This window comes from Erwinia sp. JUb26, from assembly GCF_003751505.1.
Taxonomy (GTDB): Bacteria; Pseudomonadota; Gammaproteobacteria; order Enterobacterales; family Enterobacteriaceae; genus Erwinia.
Map to the genome: position 1 here is coordinate 1 of NZ_RJVB01000006.1, position 18,086 is coordinate 18,086.

An 18,086-nucleotide genomic window follows, 5' to 3' on the forward strand; every position below is an offset into this window, starting at 1 on the left:
CACGTGTCCCCCGGCCAGCGGAAGCTGTGCCAGTCGGTCATCTGGTTAAAGTAGTGCAGCTTCTGCCCGTCAATCATCAGCTGCGTTTCGGTGACCTTCGCGGCGGGCAGCGCCTGCAGCTCAAAGCCGATCCCCTGGCGGCCATCGGTAAACAGAATGTCCGACAGCCGGCTCAGCTGGTTAACGGCTTTTAGGAACGCCGGATTAAAGGTTAATCCCAGGCCGGAGGCATTGTCCGGCACCCACCGGCTGCCTTCTTTATGCAGCACGCCGGACAGTTCGGTCGTCAAAAATCTGTCGATGCGCCCGCTGTCTTTTCGGATAAACTCCGCCAGCATCGGCAGGGACGCATCGCTTTTGCCCGCCGCGAACGGGAAGCGACCCTCAAACGCCGTTCGCCAGTTTTCCACCACGGAACGCCGCCAGCGGTCGTTCAGGCTGGCCGCCGAGGGCTGCAGCACCGTTTCCCACGCCTGCGTCAGCGGCTGGACAAACAGCGTGTGGCCGAAGCCGCTCCACTCTTCGCCGAGGCTGGCCGCGATCAGGCTGCCGTACTGCTGCGTGTCGGTCAGGTCAACGCTTTTCCCCTGGAACACCGTCTGCGCCAGCGCCTGCATCCTCTCCTGCGGATCGGATGCGCCCGCCACCTGCTGCAGCCGCAGACGCACGCGGGTGATGCGGGTCAGCCAGGTTTGCAGGCTGAGCGAGCCGTCCGCCGGCATCACGGCCTCGTTATTTTTGCCCAGCAGCTGCAGCAGCGGGCCAAAGGTTTCGTCCAGCGGCCCCTGCGGCCCCGCAGTCTGCTGGCTGATAAGCGGTTTCTCCCGGCTGCCAACCAGATCTTTAGCGGAACGGAGCAGCGAATCAGACAGCGCTTCCTTCTGCTGCCCCGCCTGTGCCTGCCAGGCCAGCGTGTTCATCAGCGCGATCAGCGGCGACTGGCGCACGTCGCTTATCAGCGTCAGCTGGTCGGTGACATCGGCAATATTGTGCGCGGGCTGCAGCCGCAGGCCGTTGAGGAAGCCCAGCCAGCTGCCGGCAAAATCGGTGAAGTAACGGCGTGTCAGGCGCGCCCGCAGCGCTTCGGGGGTGATTTCGGCCGCCACCGCCTGGCGACTGTCGCTCAGCACCCAGTCAATTTCCTCGCGCCGGGACGTCGCGGCTTTGTCGATCGCCTGCCTGACGCCCCCTTCCCACGCCTGGCGGGTAAACATGCCGGGCACCACGCCGCTGGTCGTGAAAAGACGGCGGGCATCGGTGCCGCCGGTCATGTCTTCCAGAGACACATCGGCGAAGTTACGACGGACGGATTTCAGCATGTTTTCGTACAGCGTGCTTTCGGCGTTGCGGCGGCCAATCTGCCCGAGCAGCACCTGACGGATCTGGCTGACCCGCTGCGTATCCGGTGTGATTTTCCACTGCGGCTGCTGTGGCAGCCCGGCGATGTAAAATGCCCACAGGTCCGGTGCCAGGCTCTGCCACAGGCCGGAAGAGATGCCGGGATACGCGGGCTGTGCCACCTTCATCGTCCGGACGTAGAATGCGCTGTCCACTTTATCCGGGCGCGACATCATCAGCCAGGCTTTCAGCCGGTCATAGCCGGGTTTCGCCAGCTGCCTGCGCCGGTCGCTGTCCGGGGCTGAGTTTGCCAGCGCGCTGAGTTGCTGCATAAGCGCCTCGTTCGCCGGATCGCGGATCAGGCGGTTGTTCGCCACGCCGTACCACGGCAGCATGGCGGCCAGAAGCTGACGGTGGTGATCGAGACCAGAGCGCTGAAACCAGGGCGCACCCTGCTGAGCAGCATGCTGCAGGCGGCCCGCCTCGTTTCGCAGGGCGTGCAGGGCCATCAGCTGGTCATCGGAGACGGCGGGATGCTCCACCAGCGCGTGCGCTTTTTCCGCAACCTGAATAATCTGCTGCCGGTTAAGGGCAAACGACAGCAGCAGCCCCGCGCCCCAGAGACCGAGAAGGGCCATCAGCGACCACATCAACGGCGGCTGCCAGGCGGGAGCCACACGGTAGCCACGGGCGCGGCAACAGTCGCCGAGAATACCCTGCCATGAGGCGGTGAGCAGCAGCGCGTGGGGATGAGTGCCGCGCGCCGCCGGGTGCGGCTCCTCTGCGACATCATCCTCTGCTGCCACGGTCTGCGGCCCGTCGGGTGCCAGGCTGAACATCAGACCACGCAGCGGCACGCGCGACTGCGCAGCAGACAGCCACGGCGCCAGCTGCTGCTTCCAGCGATCGATGTCACCGGACTTCAGCCGCTGCCCCAGGCGCAGTAAAAAGTCATGCCGGTTATTTGCCAGCACCTGCGCCATTCCCCGCTCACGTAACTGCGGCAGGAGGCGGTTCAGGCTGCTGACAATGTCGTCCGGGGTGGCGCGGGGTGGGAAAGTGGCCCCCACGGCCTGCTGCGTGCGGTCGTTTTGCGGCCAGAGGCTGCTGCACATCTGCCACAGCCAGACGGGCGGCTGGTAGCGCAGCCGCTGGCCGATGTTCTCCAGGCCGCGCAGGTCGCTGTCGCTTGTCTGCGGCGTCAGGTGCCGGTCCGGCCCCAGCACGCGCACGATGCCATCCAGCGGACGCCCGCGGCGCAGTGTGCGCAGCGCGTGATACAACCCGGGATCCGGCTCTTCACTCAGGCTGCCGCCGTATATCAGGACGGTGCACTCGCCTTCGAGCCACTGCTGTTGCTTCAGCCCGGGAACCAGTTGCTCAATCGCGTCTTCATCGCCGGTGACCAGCAGCAGGCGGACCTTGCGGCGCCAGAAAAGTGTGTAGCGTCGGCGAAGATGGATCCGAATCTGTTGACCGATCGCCACTACAGCAGATTCGGGAGTCGTCTTTTCCTTTGGTGACACCTTAACATCATCACCCTGCGCATTTTTCCGCTCTTGAATGAAGCTGCGCTTACCTTCAGCATGCGCGCCAAAGAACAGAAACACTCCAGTTACGGCAAAAGCAATGCCAGTTGCCACAGAACCGCTCAGCCAGGCATGCCAGGCCGGGGTATCTCTGATTAGCTGTAATTTCTCAGGATGCCAGTAAACGACAGCCGAAACAGCAATACTGCCGACCAGCGCAATTAACATAACAAGCCAGAATATGACTTTGGGTTTTTTAAACAACGAGATAACTTGACTCATGCTTCGCCTTCCTTAGCTGAATTCACCGGGTATCCGGATCTGCTGAGTGACTGCCGCCTTTGCACTATTGAGGAAAAAATTCATAGGTATCGGTGTATATCGACGGAATAAACTCAGCCCGGCACGGGCAGGTACTTCTGCTGTGGAGCGTACCGGCAATACGGCGGCCATGAATAAAATCGTCAGGTAAGCCCCCCATGATTTTAAAAAGACCCGGATACTTACCGCAGGTTACGCTGTGCTCTTCGCATGCCTGCAGTCGTCCGAAATGCATATGGTCGGGCATTCCTTCCGTAATCACCCCACCGCAGCTTGTCAAATCGTCCTGAAACAAAAAATGTCCAACTGCCATCGCGTTGTCCTTCCCTTTTTTTACTTTCATACGTTTCTGTACTTCTGTCTGTGCATGACGCCGCTTCCGCTGCCTGCGGCACCATTCAGCCAGTGCGTGCAATGCCATTTATTCCCGTGTCCGGCTCCGCTTTAATGATTCGCGCGGGGGTAATGGCCTGTATCCAGAGTGTCCCGGAGCCAGTATCGCCGCTGATAGCCAGTTGTGCGGAGCCGGTCTGCTGCGCAACAAGTGTCGCTATGGCTGCGGCCAACCACGGGGACACACAACCGGCATCTCCTAAGATAAGGTCGGTGTTATGACGGCCTGCCGGTGACGGTACGCCGGAAAGAAGCGGTAGCGCCATCGACGGGATAACGGCGGAAGCCTCCTCTGCAGTCAGACCACTGAGCCAGAGATGTTTAACCTGCCCGGCCTCCAGAGGTACCCAGTCAACTGCCTGCGCTATGCCTTCATCAGGCAATTGTGGAACGGCCCTTTCCGGGCGGTGCAACAATGCCAGCGGCGTTACCGTATTCTGCGTAAGTCTGTTGCCCAGCAGCAACGCCACCATTGCCTCGGCACTTCCCTGACGCATTTCAGGTGCGACCTGAGCAGCAATGACGAGCAGCAGTGAGTTATCGTTGATACGGTTATCAAGCCACTCATCAATAAACTGCGCACCGTGGCCATCAACATATTCAATTGGCTGTGCAATCCCCGCCTCCTTCAGGCTGTCGTGCCAGACCGGGATGTAACGACGTGGCAGAATAGAGGTCTCAGCCTCGAACAGCACCGCGAGCGTTTGTTTCGGGGAAAACGGTGCGAGTGCGATTGCAACATCAGCCAGCAGCGTCTGAAGCCGGGCCTGAAACACCATAAGATCCTGCTGTTCGGGATCCAGTGAATCATCACTCTCCTGCTCCACAGCAGGGGTGGGGAAAAATGTATGTAAACGACAGTCTTCGCGACCGCGACAGGGCTGGCTTTTGAGTAGTGAGGGCCCTGCCATTAACAGTGCCACCGGAGTCTGTCCCGGTTCCTCTGGTAACGGAATATCCACGCTTACATGCAGGATCTGCAGTGCCCGCCGGCCCCGTCGTGTTTCCAACAATAATGTTTCTTCGCGCCTTCTGTCCCAGCCATCAGCATAATTGTGCTGAAACAGCCAGAACAGCAATCGCAGAATAAACACCAGTGACCAGACCAACATGATGGCAGTGGGAAAGAGTATCCAGAATTTTGTACCCTCACCCTGCCGTTCAACTGCCAGACCCGCTATTGCAGCCACAACAGCTGGCGCACCCAGAGCCGAAAGCCAGTAGCCGAAACGTATGGACGCCGGGCGCCAGGCTGCGGGGGGGATGATTTTAAGATTTACCGGCATAATCAGGGTGTAAAGACCAGTTCAGGTGAAACAGTATTAAGATTCAGTTGTGCGCGCAGGTTGGTAAATTTAGGCGGGACAATCCAGTCAAACATAACTCCATCCTTATTCCATGTAATCGATGAGAAATCTTCCTGCTTCTGCCAGCTACTTAATTCCAGTGAACGCCAGCAACTAATCACCATTATACGTTGTACTCTGGTCGCTTTTTTAGCTTCAACCTGGTAAATGTCGGCATACATTTCCTGCCCTGCCCCGCATCGTCCTAATGGGTGACCAGGGCGAGATTCATACCCTTTTACCAGTAGAAAATATTTATTTTCTGCAATTGTATGAATCTTTTTATCGCTATAAATAGATATAACTCCCCTTTCCGGAGAAATGGCAACCCCACCTATAACAAGTGAATCCCAGCGGTCTAATTCTTTTATTTCAGACGCACCTGACTCACAAGCCAGTAATATTAAAAATAACCACATTAATTTCATTTCAATCTTTCTCATAAAAAGACATTAAAATCATCTGATCGATAACCGACCCTATTCAGTTAAAATATCCATCAAAATAACACCGCTCATCACCAATGGATAGACATTGTTTCAAACAGCGATTCAACTTTGTTTATAAACACCATCTCGTTTTGTTGTGAATATTTAATCGGAGCGGAACTATATACTGCAGCATAATTATCTTGCGAATAGAAATATATATCCCTAACAATGCTTATGGGTTTGTGTTTTTTATCTTCAAAAATAACATCTGAAACAACAACCCCACCATTTCCTTTGGGTGTGAATTTAATCACAACAATAGGATGCAATTCCTCAAGATATTTATAATTAGAATTCCCCTTGACAATATCACTCACTGTATTTTTTAATTCACCTTTATCATAGCTATAAGTTTTATTTAATTCATCCCATGTCAAATAGCTTACCCCTCCAGTTGGGTTAGCCTCTGAAGTAAGGTTAAACACATCACTCACTCCTTTGTACTTAAGAGGAACGGGGTTGTTTCGGCATTCAGGATCAGATGATGCTTGTTCAATATAACTATAATTGAACCCTCTAGTATCAAACTCTATAGTCTTACAAAAGTCAATATCTTTAGCACTAGTTCCAATCGCAACTCCCAGTATCAAAAAGGCAACTAATAATTTATTTTTCATACCAAAATACCTTCAACTTATAAATTTAACATTATCAATTGGTGAAACACTATCATTTAAAGCGTAATATACGTGTTCAAAACAAGGCCATCGGAGACCATCTAATCCATTACTCCCACCATTAACACACTTTGTTACCGCTTTAACTTCTGCGTAGGAATTACCTTGATCGGCCCAGTAATGTATACTCAGTGCTCCCCAGTTAATTAACTTTTTATTTTTAAGTTTCATCCTTTGCTTTTGAACCCAATAGAACCCGCCCGCATCACAGCAATAGTAAGATGACGAAATCAAAATCCTCTCCATCGCTGCAACCCAGTCTGCGTCAGACTGAGTTGCCTCTTTATCTCTCAGAAACGGTGGGCTGATAATCATCTTGCGACTCCCTGTCAGGAAAAACTCAATTTACTGGAAAGTTCTGTGGTTTCAGGCGCCACATTCGGGAAATCTTTTGGCTCACTGGCCTTATCTTTTCGCCCGTAGTGCCCGGCTCTGGTCCGATGCTCCCCCTGAGTGGCGGATTCAATTCCATTGGTATTAAGATCCTATCCCGTTAATCGTGACCTGTTTCTTGGCAATAATTTCGATACGGTTATCGGTACTAACGACTCTGATATCTCCGTGAGTGATGAACTCCATAAAATCATTCCTTCCTGAGTTCTAACCGACCCCTGATTCGCTATCTGATCTTATCCACACTGACCGGCCTAGAATAAAAAACCTTCAAGTATCATTTAATCTTAAATGAAAGATATGATTCCTTATAATCATTAAATAAAGATGAATCCCCTTTACCGGTAAATATGAAATTTATATGACTTGGTAAGTCTACTTCTGCTTGAAAGCATTTATCTGTATGATAGCCAGCGCTATCTTTATATTTACACAAAACAATTGCGCTCATGCCAGTATATTCCGTTGTAACATTCACATCTGCCAGAACGGCAACACCATCAGTAATAGCCTCCCACACCCCGTCGTCATTCATAGTAAAATAATCACTTTCACTACTTGAATTCCCTCGACACACTTTAAGATAGCTAGTTGATTGCATATTCCCCTTACTAACAAACAAACATCCCTCCTTCTCTTTAACATTCCATTTAGTAGGTATAGCAATATACGCATCTTTAAGATCGATTGACTGATAGCTTTCTCTGCTATAGCTCGAACCGGAAAATAAAATCAGAAGGAATATTATCATAACTTTCATTTAAAGATCCCCAAGAATAGAATATACTTTTTGTGTTGATTGATATCGTCGGCCAAAAGATTGTTCATCCCACCTGTTTATTATCATACTCACAGATCTTGAACTATCGCGAGTAACGCCCGCATCAGTCCTTCTTAGCACCCCATTCTTGGCTGAAAAATGGCCTCCGGAATCAATACAATTATAAGGTATTGTAGATATATTCTGAGGAGTATCGATTATGGGAACTCTTAACCGCTGAGGGTTTTCCCACCAATTATTGTCGTAATCCGTACGATGCAACCATCCTCTATAAGTCCAATATCCCGTGTAATTTGACAAACCAGTTAGCTGTTTAAATCCTCTTCCGCGAAATTTCATCCCATCCCCAACATGAGATAAACTTGCATCTACAACCCCCTGTTGAGGTGATGTTAAAACAGGTCTATTTCTGGAATCTCTCCCAATCACTACAACCAAACTATTATTTCTTGAATCTCGCAATTCGCTTTTAGCAACATTCCCCAAATCATTACCACGCCTCTCATAATTATGAAAATATCCATATAAATCAGTCGAATCTGAATAGTACCCATTAGTTTCATCTGCGAATGATGGATGTTCTGGATGGTGACTAAATGAAACTGTTCCTTCAACCATAAGATTTAAGCTTTGTGATTCAATCGCGCCTTGACCCAGAAAATGAGCAACTCGCCCTGGAGTATTCATACCATATTTAGCCAATACCGCATTCAAAGAAATACGGTACTTCTCTCTGATCGCTTCAGATGTTTTTGAGTAAATCCTACTTAAATCTGATTTATCTAACCATATACACTTCCTGAAATGTTCAATAAATTCGCGGGGATCTAAATGCCACAACCTTCCACTACCGAGAGTTCCGGGATCAAAACACAGTGCTTCTGCATGCTGCTTAAACCTGCCATAATCCTCTTCACTCATCAGTACCCTGTCCCTCGTTTCCTGTGTCCCCGGGACCTGCCATATGGCCGTATTTTCCGCAGTGCACTGCTCCCAGGGCAGACCGGTCATCAGCCATTTATACCTGGCATCGATGGTGCTTTTTTCCCACTCAAACGGTAAACGGCATATAAGCCTGTTGCTTTGAGATTCGTAACTGCCCGCTTCCTGCAACTTTCTAATAATCGCCGAATTACACTGGCTGTGAGTATCATTGTCATCATCAACCAGCCGCCATCCCGTCCAGTGAGGAAAATCGGCATCGCTGAACTTTTTAATATCCGCAGCGGCAAGATTGACCACCCCGGTTCCACCCGGATAACTGGCCGTCATCCATAATGCTGCGTCTGCCGGCACCAGCGTTTCATGCTCCGTATTGATTATCCGGCCAAAACGTAACAATTCGAACCCGGCGCTCGGGCTCTCTTTATAATTCCGCATCGCAGTTTTATAAAGATTGTATTCGTAGTCTTCTCCATCGGCGTTAACCAGCGGCTCGCCCAGCAGATTATATTTCCCGTCAGTTTGTGTATTTTTTTGTCGGGTCACCATCGTACAGTTGCCCTGTGCCAGGGTCATGCTGACATACAGAGGCTCGTTGCTGGTATAGCGTTCAGAAATACCTGTTGTGGAAGTACTGTTGTTCTCCGGTGCTTTGTCGTAAAACGCCGTTCCTGCTGGCAGATAAAAATGGATATCACCGTAAACCGCATCGGTGCGGCCATCTTTCGAGATATCCAGCACCTCTATTTTTCTGCCCGTCAGTTTCCGGACGTTGTCGTCATCGCAGAAAACCTGGAAGTGAAATTCATTCTGCCCGTCGCACATTCCGGAAGAGCCCAGAGGTTCTTTACGGTAGATTCTGGCGTCAGCTTTTATCTCTGCTTCCAAAAACTTCAGATGCATATACAGAGAGTAAAAAACAACCTTACCGTTCTCTCCGGAACCTATTTCAGTTTCGTGTTTCAGTAAAACATACCCGTCATCCGTTCCCCTGACGGGCGCATACTTCAGCGGGAACTTATCCCTTTTCCATGGGGGAGAAGGCTGACGAAACGACACGACCGTCCCGTCAGCAATTGCCCTCACTTTCTCCGGCAGCGTGCCTGCATCCGTATGCGATATATGGATGCCCCCATGCCAGGACTCTGAGGCATTCAGAGGATATCCCCGGCGGGAATTAACGGGCATCATCGCTGCAACCCAGTCTGAATCAGACTGAGTTGCCTCTTTATCTCTCAGAAACGGTGGGCTGATAATCATGTTGTGACTCCCTGTCAGGAAAAGCTGAATTTACTGGAAGGTTCTGTAGTTTCAGGCGCCACGTTCGGGAAGTCTTTTGGCTCACTGGCCTTATCTTTTCGCCCGTAGTGCCCGGCTCTGGTCCGATGCTCCCCCTGAGTGGCGGATTCAATGCCACTGGCATCAAGGGTGATATAGCTTCCCCCGCCGTTCAGCGTTATCTTCTTCTTCGCAATAATGTTGATTTCATCTTCCGTACTGACAATGCTGATTTCCTTCCTCGCCAGCAGAGCCATCAGGTCATTCTGCGCCTGTATTTTTACCGGGCCCTGGTTGGCTGTCAGCTTGATACCGAGCTTTCTGACGAACACGCTCAGCGCATTACCCACCCCGATAAACAGGTTTTTCACCACGCTGACGTCGGCATTTTTACCCGCCGTGGCAATCAGGTTCTGGCTGGCTGATACCTGAAGGTGCTGTCCACTGGTCAATGCAATACCATCCGGCGCACTCATCAGCAGCACCGATTTTTTGAGGTCGGTCAGCTGCTGTTCCAGCAGTTTAATCTGCACCTGAAGGTCAGCCGGATTTGCCGTCGCCGTCTGCGCATCATCCGAAATGGCCGTCATCTGCTCCCGGGCGTCAGCCAGATGACTGACCGCCGCCCCCATATCCAGCACCTCACCCTGCGCCTTCGGCTGGCCGTCCGCCGAGATAAATATCCCCTTCTGCGCCCGTATCGCTCCCCAGCTGTCGGTTCTGAGTTCAAAACCTTCGCCGCGCTGCTGCCGTTCGCTGTCCACCAGGTGGCCGAGGTTCAGCTGGCTTTTGCCGCCGTACTCCGTCGAGACCTTGATGTGCTCCTGCCCACGGTTGTCATCAAGGCGGATTTTGTTGTTTGCCGGCGTGCGCAGCACGTTGCGCCGGTAGTTACGGATGGTGACGTGGTCGCCGTGCGCCGAGTCGTGCAGCACCCCGTTGATAAAGGGACGGTCCGGGTTACCGTCCTCAAAGCCTATCGCCACTTCCGTCCCCGCCAGCAGCGGCAGGTGCAGGCCGTACGTGTCCCCCGCATACGGGCGGGACTGGCGCACCCACAGGCTTTCAAATCCCGTCTCCCAGTTATCCCGGTCAAACAGCATGTTGACCCGGTAGCGGCCGTCCTTATCGATATGGCCGTAGAGGTCGTTCGGCGTGGTGCTGGTCACGCGGGCAGGCAGCGTTCCCGCCATCACCGGACGGGTGCCGGGCTGCGGGCGGAAGCTGAAACCGGTGCTGTCCGGGATACCGTCAAAATGGACGGCTAAGTCCGCATCGCGCCGCGCGTGGCTGTGCATCGCCGTGATGAGCACGCCATAAGCAAACACCTCCGCCACTTCATCACCGCCGGTGACCTTCAGCACCTGGCCCGGTGAGAGCGTCGGACAGCTTGTGACGGCCCGGGTCTGAGTCTGGCCGTTCAGGTAGCGTTCATGCCGGATGCGGGCATAAAACGCCCCGGACTCCGGCGCCGGATTGCGGTCGTACGTGCTGCCCGGCGTCAGGTAGTTATCGGCATAATGGTAGGCATCGCCCGAGGTGGTGGGGTCGGCGCGCGTGACATCCACCAGGATGTTCATGTCTTCCGTGGCCTGGCGGTAGTTGTAATCGCGGGTGCTGACCTGCTTTTCCACCACGCGGTGATGGCTTGCCATTTCCCACACCGCATCCACGCCCGCCGACTGCTGGCCCGACGGCGGTACCGACGGCAGGGTCAGGCCCGGTTCATAGCCTTTACGGCCGTCGTAAAACTCCACCACGTCGATGTTCAGCCGCGTGTCGGCGGTAAAGCGAAACCAGATACCGACCTCCCCCAGCAGCCGGCGGATGAAGTGCAGGTCGTCCTCGCCGTACTGCATCACCTGCTCGCGGCGCGGATACTCTTTACCCAGTGAAAACAGGAAGTCCTGGCCGCGCATGCGGTGGCGCTCGCGCAGGATTTTTTCGACGATTTGCGGGACCGACATGTCCTGATAAATGGCGTTCTGATGCGAACGGTCGAGCAGCGCCAGCCGGGGCTGCAGCGTCAGGGCATAGAGGGTTTCATCCCTGGCGGTGCTGAGGCGTTCAAAGCCCGTCACCACGCCCTGAATCACCCGCACCGGCTGCTGGATTTTAATGCCCCAGCCCTGGTCAACCGGCGCCTGCAGGGTCAGCGAGGCCGCCTTCATCAGCATCATTTCTTTACTGATGGCATGATCGCTGCTGGTGAATTCGATGCGGTAGCTGAACGGCTGGCTCAGGGCTTCATCGCCTTCGAAGGCCAGCACATCAAGCTCAGGCTGACACCCTCTCACCGCCAGCAGATGATGGCTGTGGCTGAATGTTATCGCGGGATTGGTACTCATCGTTACTCTCCTTGTATTCGGTCTGATTCCAGCCCGGCATCCTCTTCTTCACCTCATCAAGTGGTGAATGACTCCAGTATTTGCGTCCATCATGACTCTGGATAATACGATCTGTAACTCAGGGACGGGTCCTTATTCCTGGAAACTTTAACTCTTTCGCTTAGCGTGTTTAAAACCTGAAAACACCGTTAATAAAAATTCACGAAGTCAAAATGAACGGACCTTTAATGCTGACATAACGTTAGCTTTTAAGAAATACGCTGAAAATCCAAAACCGTCTTCAACTGATAATCCAGCCCTGAGTTTTTATTTTTCCGCGATATTTCCTGCGTACTCCTTACTTAACGGTAGAGCACATCGCCCAGAATTTTCAAACACGCACTTACCTGCCTGAAAGTGCCAGTAAAGGGGAACCAGGCCAATAATTAACGGTATTCAATCACCGTAAAGCCTTCATCCGTCGCAGGTTCGGTGAAATAGCGGGTGATTAACTCAAACTGTGCATCCGTCGCCGCAAAATCGTGTGAGCCTTCCGCGTTGCGAGCGCGTAAACGCGCTTTGCATACCTCGTCAGAGACTTTCAGATAGTGCAATCGATTATCAGCACCTGACTCCTGGACAATCGCCATCATCCACTCACGATTTGCCCGGGTATTTGCCGGGAAATCCAGCACCACCGAAACGCCGCTTTGCAGTAATGAAACCACGTGCGGTTTCATCGCCTGTTTGAGCTTTGCGGCACATCGTACGTAATCGGCTACAGACTGCATTTCACCGGCATAAAGCGCAGCCAGCCAGCGATCTTCACCGACGGTCACAGTAACGGGAGAGGCGGAGAGTTTGTCAGCTAACGTGGATTTACCCGAGGCGATTTTTCCACAAAGGAGATGGAGCGTGGCTTTTGCTATCGTTTCTGGCGTGTTGTTGTTCATAACTGACCTCACTGGATGGTTACCGGTAAGGCCCGCCTTACCGGCGGGAAAATGACGCGTGTTATCCCACCTGAGTCATGCAGGTGATAATAATCATTACTGAATGGGATGACGCCGAGCGGATATTTATCATTTGCGCGATATCTTAGCGTTCAATGGAAAAGCTCAAAGTGAGCACGACGAACTCACTGTGCCTTAAAATCCCGCTCAATGCTGTTCAGCATATTGCTGGCGCTGTAGTAATCCAGACGGAACGTATCCGGCCCCATCGAATACACTCGCTTCGCGCTCACCGGCTCCAGATGCACCAGGAACTGATTCGCCTCCACCTTCTGCACCGTCTCATCATCGGACGAGAATAGGATCATTGTCTTGCCCGTCAGCCCCGCCGCCATATTCTCGCCGGTCAGCTGGATAATATCGTTGCGCTTGCCCATGCTGGTGCCGCCGTGAACGTCCGCCGGCGGCATCGCCAGGCTGAATCCCAGTTCGGTCAGCAGCTTGCCCTGCGCCGATTCTGGCGTCCACAGATTCACGCCGCGCCCGTCTTCGTAATAAACCAGCGCCGAAACCGGCTGCGGCGGCAGGGTAATCTCCTGCTTCACCTGCTGCACGCGCTGCTCAAAACGATCGATCACCGCTTTCGCCTCGTTCTCATGCCCGGTGATATCGCCCAGCTGAACCGCCAGCTGCTGCCAGCTTTTATTGCCGTAATCAATCACCAGCGTCGGCGCGATGGTCGACAGCTGATCGTAGAGCTTGATCGCTGAATCCCCACCGGTGGCGGCGATAATAATCAGATCGGGAGCTTCGGCCGCAATCGCTTCCGCGTTTGGCTCGGTCACGTAAAGCGGTTTCAGCTGGCGTTCCTTCGCCACCGCGCTCCACTGAGTAAAGAAGCCCTGCTCATCCGCCACCGTCGAGTTGCGCCCGGTGGCGCCGGAACCGATCACCGGCGCGTTAATCGCCAGCAGCGTACCGGTCAGGGTGACGCTGGTGGACACAATCCGCTTCGGTGCCTGTTGCAGGGTCACCGCGCCTTTCGGCGTTTGCAGGGTGCGCGGCCAGCTTTGCGGTTCGCTCACCACCGCGTTTTGCCGATCTGAACCAGACGTTTCACCCGGAGCGGAATGTTGCGGCTGTTCGCCGCGCGCGGTGTCCTGATGCCCGGTGTCGGCCTGCGCAGGATCCGAATGTCCCGCACCGTGCGGCGCGCCGTCGGCGGCGTTCTGATGGGCAGCAGCATCATGCTGTGACGCGGACTTAGCATCGTCGGAAGACTGGTCGCAGCCGCTGAGCATCACGCCCAGCGCTAGCGCACCGGCAGCAAACATCAGGCGGGTAACGGAAGATTGAGGTTTCATGGTTAGAATCTGGTTGTAAATGAGTATTATTATCATACATACAATACCCTTGAAGTTAAACGCTTTAGCCGCAGGCGGGCGACAATCGGCACGGGGCATCACCCGCATAATTTATGGATTCAGCGCATGCGCATTGGATTTATCGGGCTGGGATTGGGAGAGAAAAACGTGCCGATGGCCAGGCTGGAGCGGGATAACAGCCGGAACTCGCTGGTGCATAACAAAGGCGATCCGGAGTGGGCGGCGCTGGCAAAAGTCGCTGCTCGCCGTGCCAGACGGGAATAATAAAACAGGCTGCGTGACGATCGTGTCAGCAGCCTGTTTTACTTAGCGAAATCGCTCTGAATTACACTTTCATCCAGCGGCCTTCCGCAGCGGAAACGGCAATCGCTTCCAGCACTTTCGACACCTGCAGGCCTTCCGCGAAGTCCGGCCACATGCGGTCATCGGCGGCGATGCCGTTAATCAGGTCGCGCACTTCAACGGTTTTCTGATCGTTAAAGCCGATACCGTGACCGGCAGAGATGCAGAATGCCGCATAGTCTGGGTGCGCAGGCCCGGTCAGGATGGTTTTGAAGCCCTGGCGACCGGCCGGTTCGTCGTGGATATACAGCTCAAGCTCGGCCATGCGCTCCTGAGTGTAGCGGATGGTGCCTTTGGTGCCGGTGACCACATAGGTCAGGCCCATTTTGCTGCCGCAGGCAATACGCGAGGTTTCAATCACGCCGTGTGCGCCGTTGGCAAAGCGCAGCAGCGCGCTGGCCTGATCTTCGTTTTCCACATCGCGCAGCGTAGATGGATCTTTCGGGTCCGGACGCTGTTTGATGACCGTCATCATATCGCCGCTGACTTCGCTGATGTTGCCCACCAGGAAGTGCGCCATATTCACGATATGCGCAGCCAGATCGCCCAGCGCGCCCAGTCCGGCCAGTGCTTTCTGGCAGTGCCAGTCCAGCGGGGTGTTCGGGTTAGCCAGATAGTCTTCGTTGTGGGTGCCGTAGAAATGCACGACTTCACCGATTTCACCGCGAGCGATAATCTCTTTCGCCAGCTGGCTGGTCGGGTTTTTCATGTAGTTGAAGCCCACCAGGGTTTTTACCCCGGCTTTTTCCGCTGCGCGAACCATTTCTTCCGCATCTGCCACATCCAGCGCCAGCGGTTTTTCGGAATAAACGTGCTTGCCGTGGCGAATCGCTTCCAGCGCCATTTCCTTATGCAGGAAGTTTGGCGCGCAGATGTCCACCACGTCGATATTCTCGTCCGCCACCAGCTCACGCCAGTCTCCGGTCGATCGGTTAAAGCCCAGCGCGGCGGCCTGAGCGCGCGCTACGTCCGGGTTAACCTCGGCAACCATCTCACGGACCAGTTCGCCTTTAAGCTTAAATACCGTAGAAGCCTGAGAGTAAGCGATAGCGTGGCAGCGTCCGATGTAGCCGGTGCCGATCAGTCCGATTCTGACTTTTTGCATGACAAATCCTTGGGTGTAGGGGTGGCAAAATGGAACGAAATGAAAAACTAACTGGAATATATATTTCAAAAATACACAACTCAATATGAAAATGAAATAAACGTGATCGCGCTTGCATAAAGAGATGTAACCGCCAATGCAACGCGGATCCAAGCTGCAAAGCAGTACACAAAAGATAAAAAAATGGGGGCTACAGCACAAAAAACGCATCAACTGCCGATTTTATCAGCAGTCAAATCAGAAACATCAAATCAGCCTTTGACATCCCCTCCCCCGCTCGATACTATGCGCCCCGTTCAAACGATTCCTCTGTAGTTCAGTCGGTAGAACGGCGGACTGTTAATCCGTATGTCACTGGTTCGAGTCCAGTCAGAGGAGCCATATTTAGAGAAGCCCGCTTAAGGAAACTTAAGCGGGCTTTTTGTTTTGCGTTAAACGGTCAGAAGATCAGCATGATGGCCCGCGTGAAATAACGATTTACGCGGCTGGCCATCATCGATGAACGAGAGAGCTATTGGCTCAGCGGCCGATTAGCCATCCGTTGAACAGGTTAGTTTCTCCCATTCTTCTATTTCCTTCCCCAATGCCGCGAGCTTTTGCCGCACTAAACCCAGCGCATCACTGCCTAGCAATAAATGCGTTGGTGGGTTCCGGCTTTCCATGATTGCCAGCATAGCGCTTGCGGCTTTAACGGGATCGCCGAGCTGCTTACCGCTTTTTTCCACACGAGACTGACGGATGGGATCGAACAAAGCATCATAGTCCGGGATGCTACGCGCACTTCGTACCATCGAGCGCCCTGCCCAGTCGGTGCGAAACGAACCGGGTGCCACGGCGGTCACGTAGATGTTGAACGGGGCAAGCTCTTTGCTTAACGTTTCGGATATCCCCTCCAGCGCAAATTTGCTGCCGCAGTAATAGCTGATGCCGGGCAGGGTAATGAAACTGCCCATCGAGGTGATATTGATAATATGGCCGCAACGGAGCTGACGCATGCCCGGCAGCACGGCTTTGATCATCGCCACGGCACCAAACACATTCACGTCAAACTGGCGGCGCATCTCAGTAAGCGAAGATTCTTCCATGATGCCCTCATGACCGTACCCGGCATTGTTCACCAGCACATCAATCGGACCGAGGGTGGACTCAATTTCCGCAACGACTTCATCAATGCGCTCAAAGTCCGTTACATCAAGGAGGCGTCCAAAAGCCCGCTGTGCATCGAGCGCCTCGAAAGCGTTTAGTGCTTCGTGGGTACGAACGGTACCAATAACGCGATGGCCCGAGGCGAGGGCTTCCTGCGCCAGCGCACGGCCAAAGCCGCTGCTGACTCCGGTGATTAAGATCGTTTTTGCCAATGTCATAAAAGAACTCCCATAAACAGTGGAGATTGCATGGTATTCTCTGCCATGACGCATTTTTAGGCCTTATTTTCTCTTTTTATTGCCTGATTTTATGAGGTGCTGAGATGTCTGAAATGATTACCCGGATAAAAGCACTTGCGGCGCAGGAGGGTTACAACCTCACTGCATTGCCCGATGTGCGAATTTTGCGTGCCGATCGTCCGCTTGCCAGAACGCCAGTGCTTTATGACCCGGGTATTGTGATCGTCTGCCAGGGCAGCAAACGGGGCTATTTTGGTCAGCAGACCTATTTATATGATGAGCAGCACTACCTGGCGGTTTCAGTGCCTGTGCCGTTTGTGATGGAAACGGACGCCTCGGCTGAACGTCCGTTGCTGGCGATTTACATGCATCTGGATTTTCAGCTGGCCACTGAACTGATGCTGCAGATTGAACAGCATGGCGCCCCGCATCCTCCCGCCGCGCCGCAAAGCATGATGTCCAGCCCGATGGACGACGCGGTACAAACGGCCGTGCTGAGTTTGCTTGAAGCCCTGAATAATCCGCTTGAGGCGCCCATCCTCGGCCCCGGGCGGGTACGTGAACTTTATTACCGCGTGTTGACGGGTGCACAGGGCAATGCGATGCGCGCCGCGCTGGCTTTGCAGGGGCAGTTTGGCAAAATCGGCAAAGCGCTGAAACGCATCCATGCCACCTATGCGGAACCGTTAACGCTGCCGCAACTGGCGATCGAAGCCGGAATGAGCGTGCCGACGTTTCATCACCATTTCAAAGCGATAACCCGGATGCCGCCGATGCAGTATGTCAAATCGGTACGCCTGCACCAGGCGCGGATGTTGATGGTGCGCCAGCAGCTCACCGCCGCTGCTGCGAGCTACGCCGTCGGCTATGAAAGCCCATCGCAGTTCAATCGCGAGTTCAAACGCCTGTTTGGTCTGCCACCGGCAGAGGAGATAAAACGCATGCAGCAGCACTTCGCCCTGCCACCCGCGCAGCCAGTGTCGGTATTCGTTTCATCACATTAAGGCTTACTGGATAGTGGCGAACATAGCGCGAAGTGTGGCATGGCCGAGTCTGGCACGAAACGGAACAGCTATCGCGGCAAAAGTGCGTGATGAACT

Annotated in this window: 15 protein-coding genes and 1 tRNA gene; 3 read left to right on the plus strand and 13 right to left on the minus strand. The window is 53.7% G+C overall.

The genetic code is table 11. The features are described 5' to 3' along the window. From EC836_RS15600 to fepB, 11 genes are all read right to left on the minus strand, one after another. Nucleotides 1-3,149, minus strand: a 3,149-nt coding sequence (locus EC836_RS15600) for an ImcF-related family protein (protein ID WP_123334729.1), incomplete at its 3' end; no start/stop codon positions are given. A 64-nt stretch (nucleotides 3,150-3,213) separates the two neighbouring features. Continuing rightward, entirely contained in the window at nucleotides 3,214-3,531 is a 318-nt protein-coding gene (locus EC836_RS15605) for a PAAR domain-containing protein (protein WP_158612796.1), read from the minus strand. A gap of 55 nt (nucleotides 3,532-3,586) precedes the next feature. Continuing rightward, nucleotides 3,587-4,771, minus strand: a complete 1,185-nt coding sequence (locus tag EC836_RS15610) for a hypothetical protein (protein WP_233599348.1) — start codon at nucleotides 4,769-4,771, stop codon at nucleotides 3,587-3,589. Nucleotides 4,772-4,869: 98 nt separating this feature from the next. After that, entirely contained in the window at nucleotides 4,870-5,370 is a 501-nt protein-coding gene (locus tag EC836_RS24630; protein WP_148050382.1) for a hypothetical protein, read from the minus strand. Nucleotides 5,371-5,444: 74 nt separating this feature from the next. After that, nucleotides 5,445-6,035: a hypothetical protein gene (locus tag EC836_RS15620; RefSeq protein WP_123334735.1), complete on the minus strand. Its 591-nt coding sequence runs from the start codon at nucleotides 6,033-6,035 to the stop codon at nucleotides 5,445-5,447. A 12-nt stretch (nucleotides 6,036-6,047) separates the two neighbouring features. Continuing rightward, a complete protein-coding gene (locus EC836_RS24635) occupies nucleotides 6,048-6,410 on the minus strand; it encodes a hypothetical protein (RefSeq protein ID WP_148050383.1) in 363 nt (120 codons plus the stop codon). Between the two features lie 355 nt (nucleotides 6,411-6,765). Then, complete coding sequence (locus EC836_RS15630; RefSeq protein ID WP_123334737.1) at nucleotides 6,766-7,248, minus strand: hypothetical protein; 483 nt, start codon at nucleotides 7,246-7,248, stop codon at nucleotides 6,766-6,768. Continuing rightward, nucleotides 7,249-9,471, minus strand: a complete 2,223-nt coding sequence (locus EC836_RS15635; RefSeq protein ID WP_123334739.1) for a M23 family metallopeptidase — start codon at nucleotides 9,469-9,471, stop codon at nucleotides 7,249-7,251. A 14-nt stretch (nucleotides 9,472-9,485) separates the two neighbouring features. Next, nucleotides 9,486-11,837 carry a type VI secretion system Vgr family protein gene (locus EC836_RS15640; RefSeq protein WP_123334741.1) on the minus strand — a complete coding sequence of 784 codons (2,352 nt, stop codon included), beginning with the start codon at nucleotides 11,835-11,837 and terminating at the stop codon, nucleotides 9,486-9,488. A gap of 425 nt (nucleotides 11,838-12,262) precedes the next feature. Next, nucleotides 12,263-12,769, minus strand: coding sequence for an ATP-binding protein (locus tag EC836_RS15645; RefSeq protein ID WP_123334743.1), 507 nt, complete (start codon nucleotides 12,767-12,769; stop codon nucleotides 12,263-12,265). A 185-nt stretch (nucleotides 12,770-12,954) separates the two neighbouring features. Further along, nucleotides 12,955-14,133: a Fe2+-enterobactin ABC transporter substrate-binding protein gene (fepB, locus tag EC836_RS15650; protein WP_233599349.1), complete on the minus strand. Its 1,179-nt coding sequence runs from the start codon at nucleotides 14,131-14,133 to the stop codon at nucleotides 12,955-12,957. A 126-nt stretch (nucleotides 14,134-14,259) separates the two neighbouring features. Here fepB and EC836_RS24730 point away from each other — a divergent pair, with 126 nt between their 5' ends. Further along, on the plus strand, nucleotides 14,260-14,418 hold the full coding sequence (locus EC836_RS24730; RefSeq protein WP_158612797.1) for a hypothetical protein: 159 nt from the start codon (nucleotides 14,260-14,262) through the stop codon (nucleotides 14,416-14,418). Between the two features lie 61 nt (nucleotides 14,419-14,479). On the opposite strand, the gene EC836_RS15655 is transcribed toward EC836_RS24730, so the two are convergent. Beyond that, on the minus strand, nucleotides 14,480-15,601 hold the full coding sequence (locus EC836_RS15655) for a Gfo/Idh/MocA family protein (RefSeq protein ID WP_105591523.1): 1,122 nt from the start codon (nucleotides 15,599-15,601) through the stop codon (nucleotides 14,480-14,482). 305 nt (nucleotides 15,602-15,906) lie between these two features. On the opposite strand from EC836_RS15655, the gene EC836_RS15660 reads away from it, so the two are divergent. Further along, nucleotides 15,907-15,982, plus strand: a tRNA-Asn gene (locus EC836_RS15660). Between the two features lie 149 nt (nucleotides 15,983-16,131). On the opposite strand, the gene EC836_RS15665 is transcribed toward EC836_RS15660, so the two are convergent. Beyond that, a complete protein-coding gene (locus tag EC836_RS15665; protein ID WP_123334745.1) occupies nucleotides 16,132-16,965 on the minus strand; it encodes an oxidoreductase in 834 nt (277 codons plus the stop codon). 104 nt (nucleotides 16,966-17,069) lie between these two features. Between EC836_RS15665 and EC836_RS15670 the strand changes: the two genes are divergently transcribed. Then, nucleotides 17,070-17,990, plus strand: coding sequence for an AraC family transcriptional regulator (locus tag EC836_RS15670; protein ID WP_123334747.1), 921 nt, complete (start codon nucleotides 17,070-17,072; stop codon nucleotides 17,988-17,990). Nucleotides 17,991-18,086: the final 96 nt, after the last annotated feature.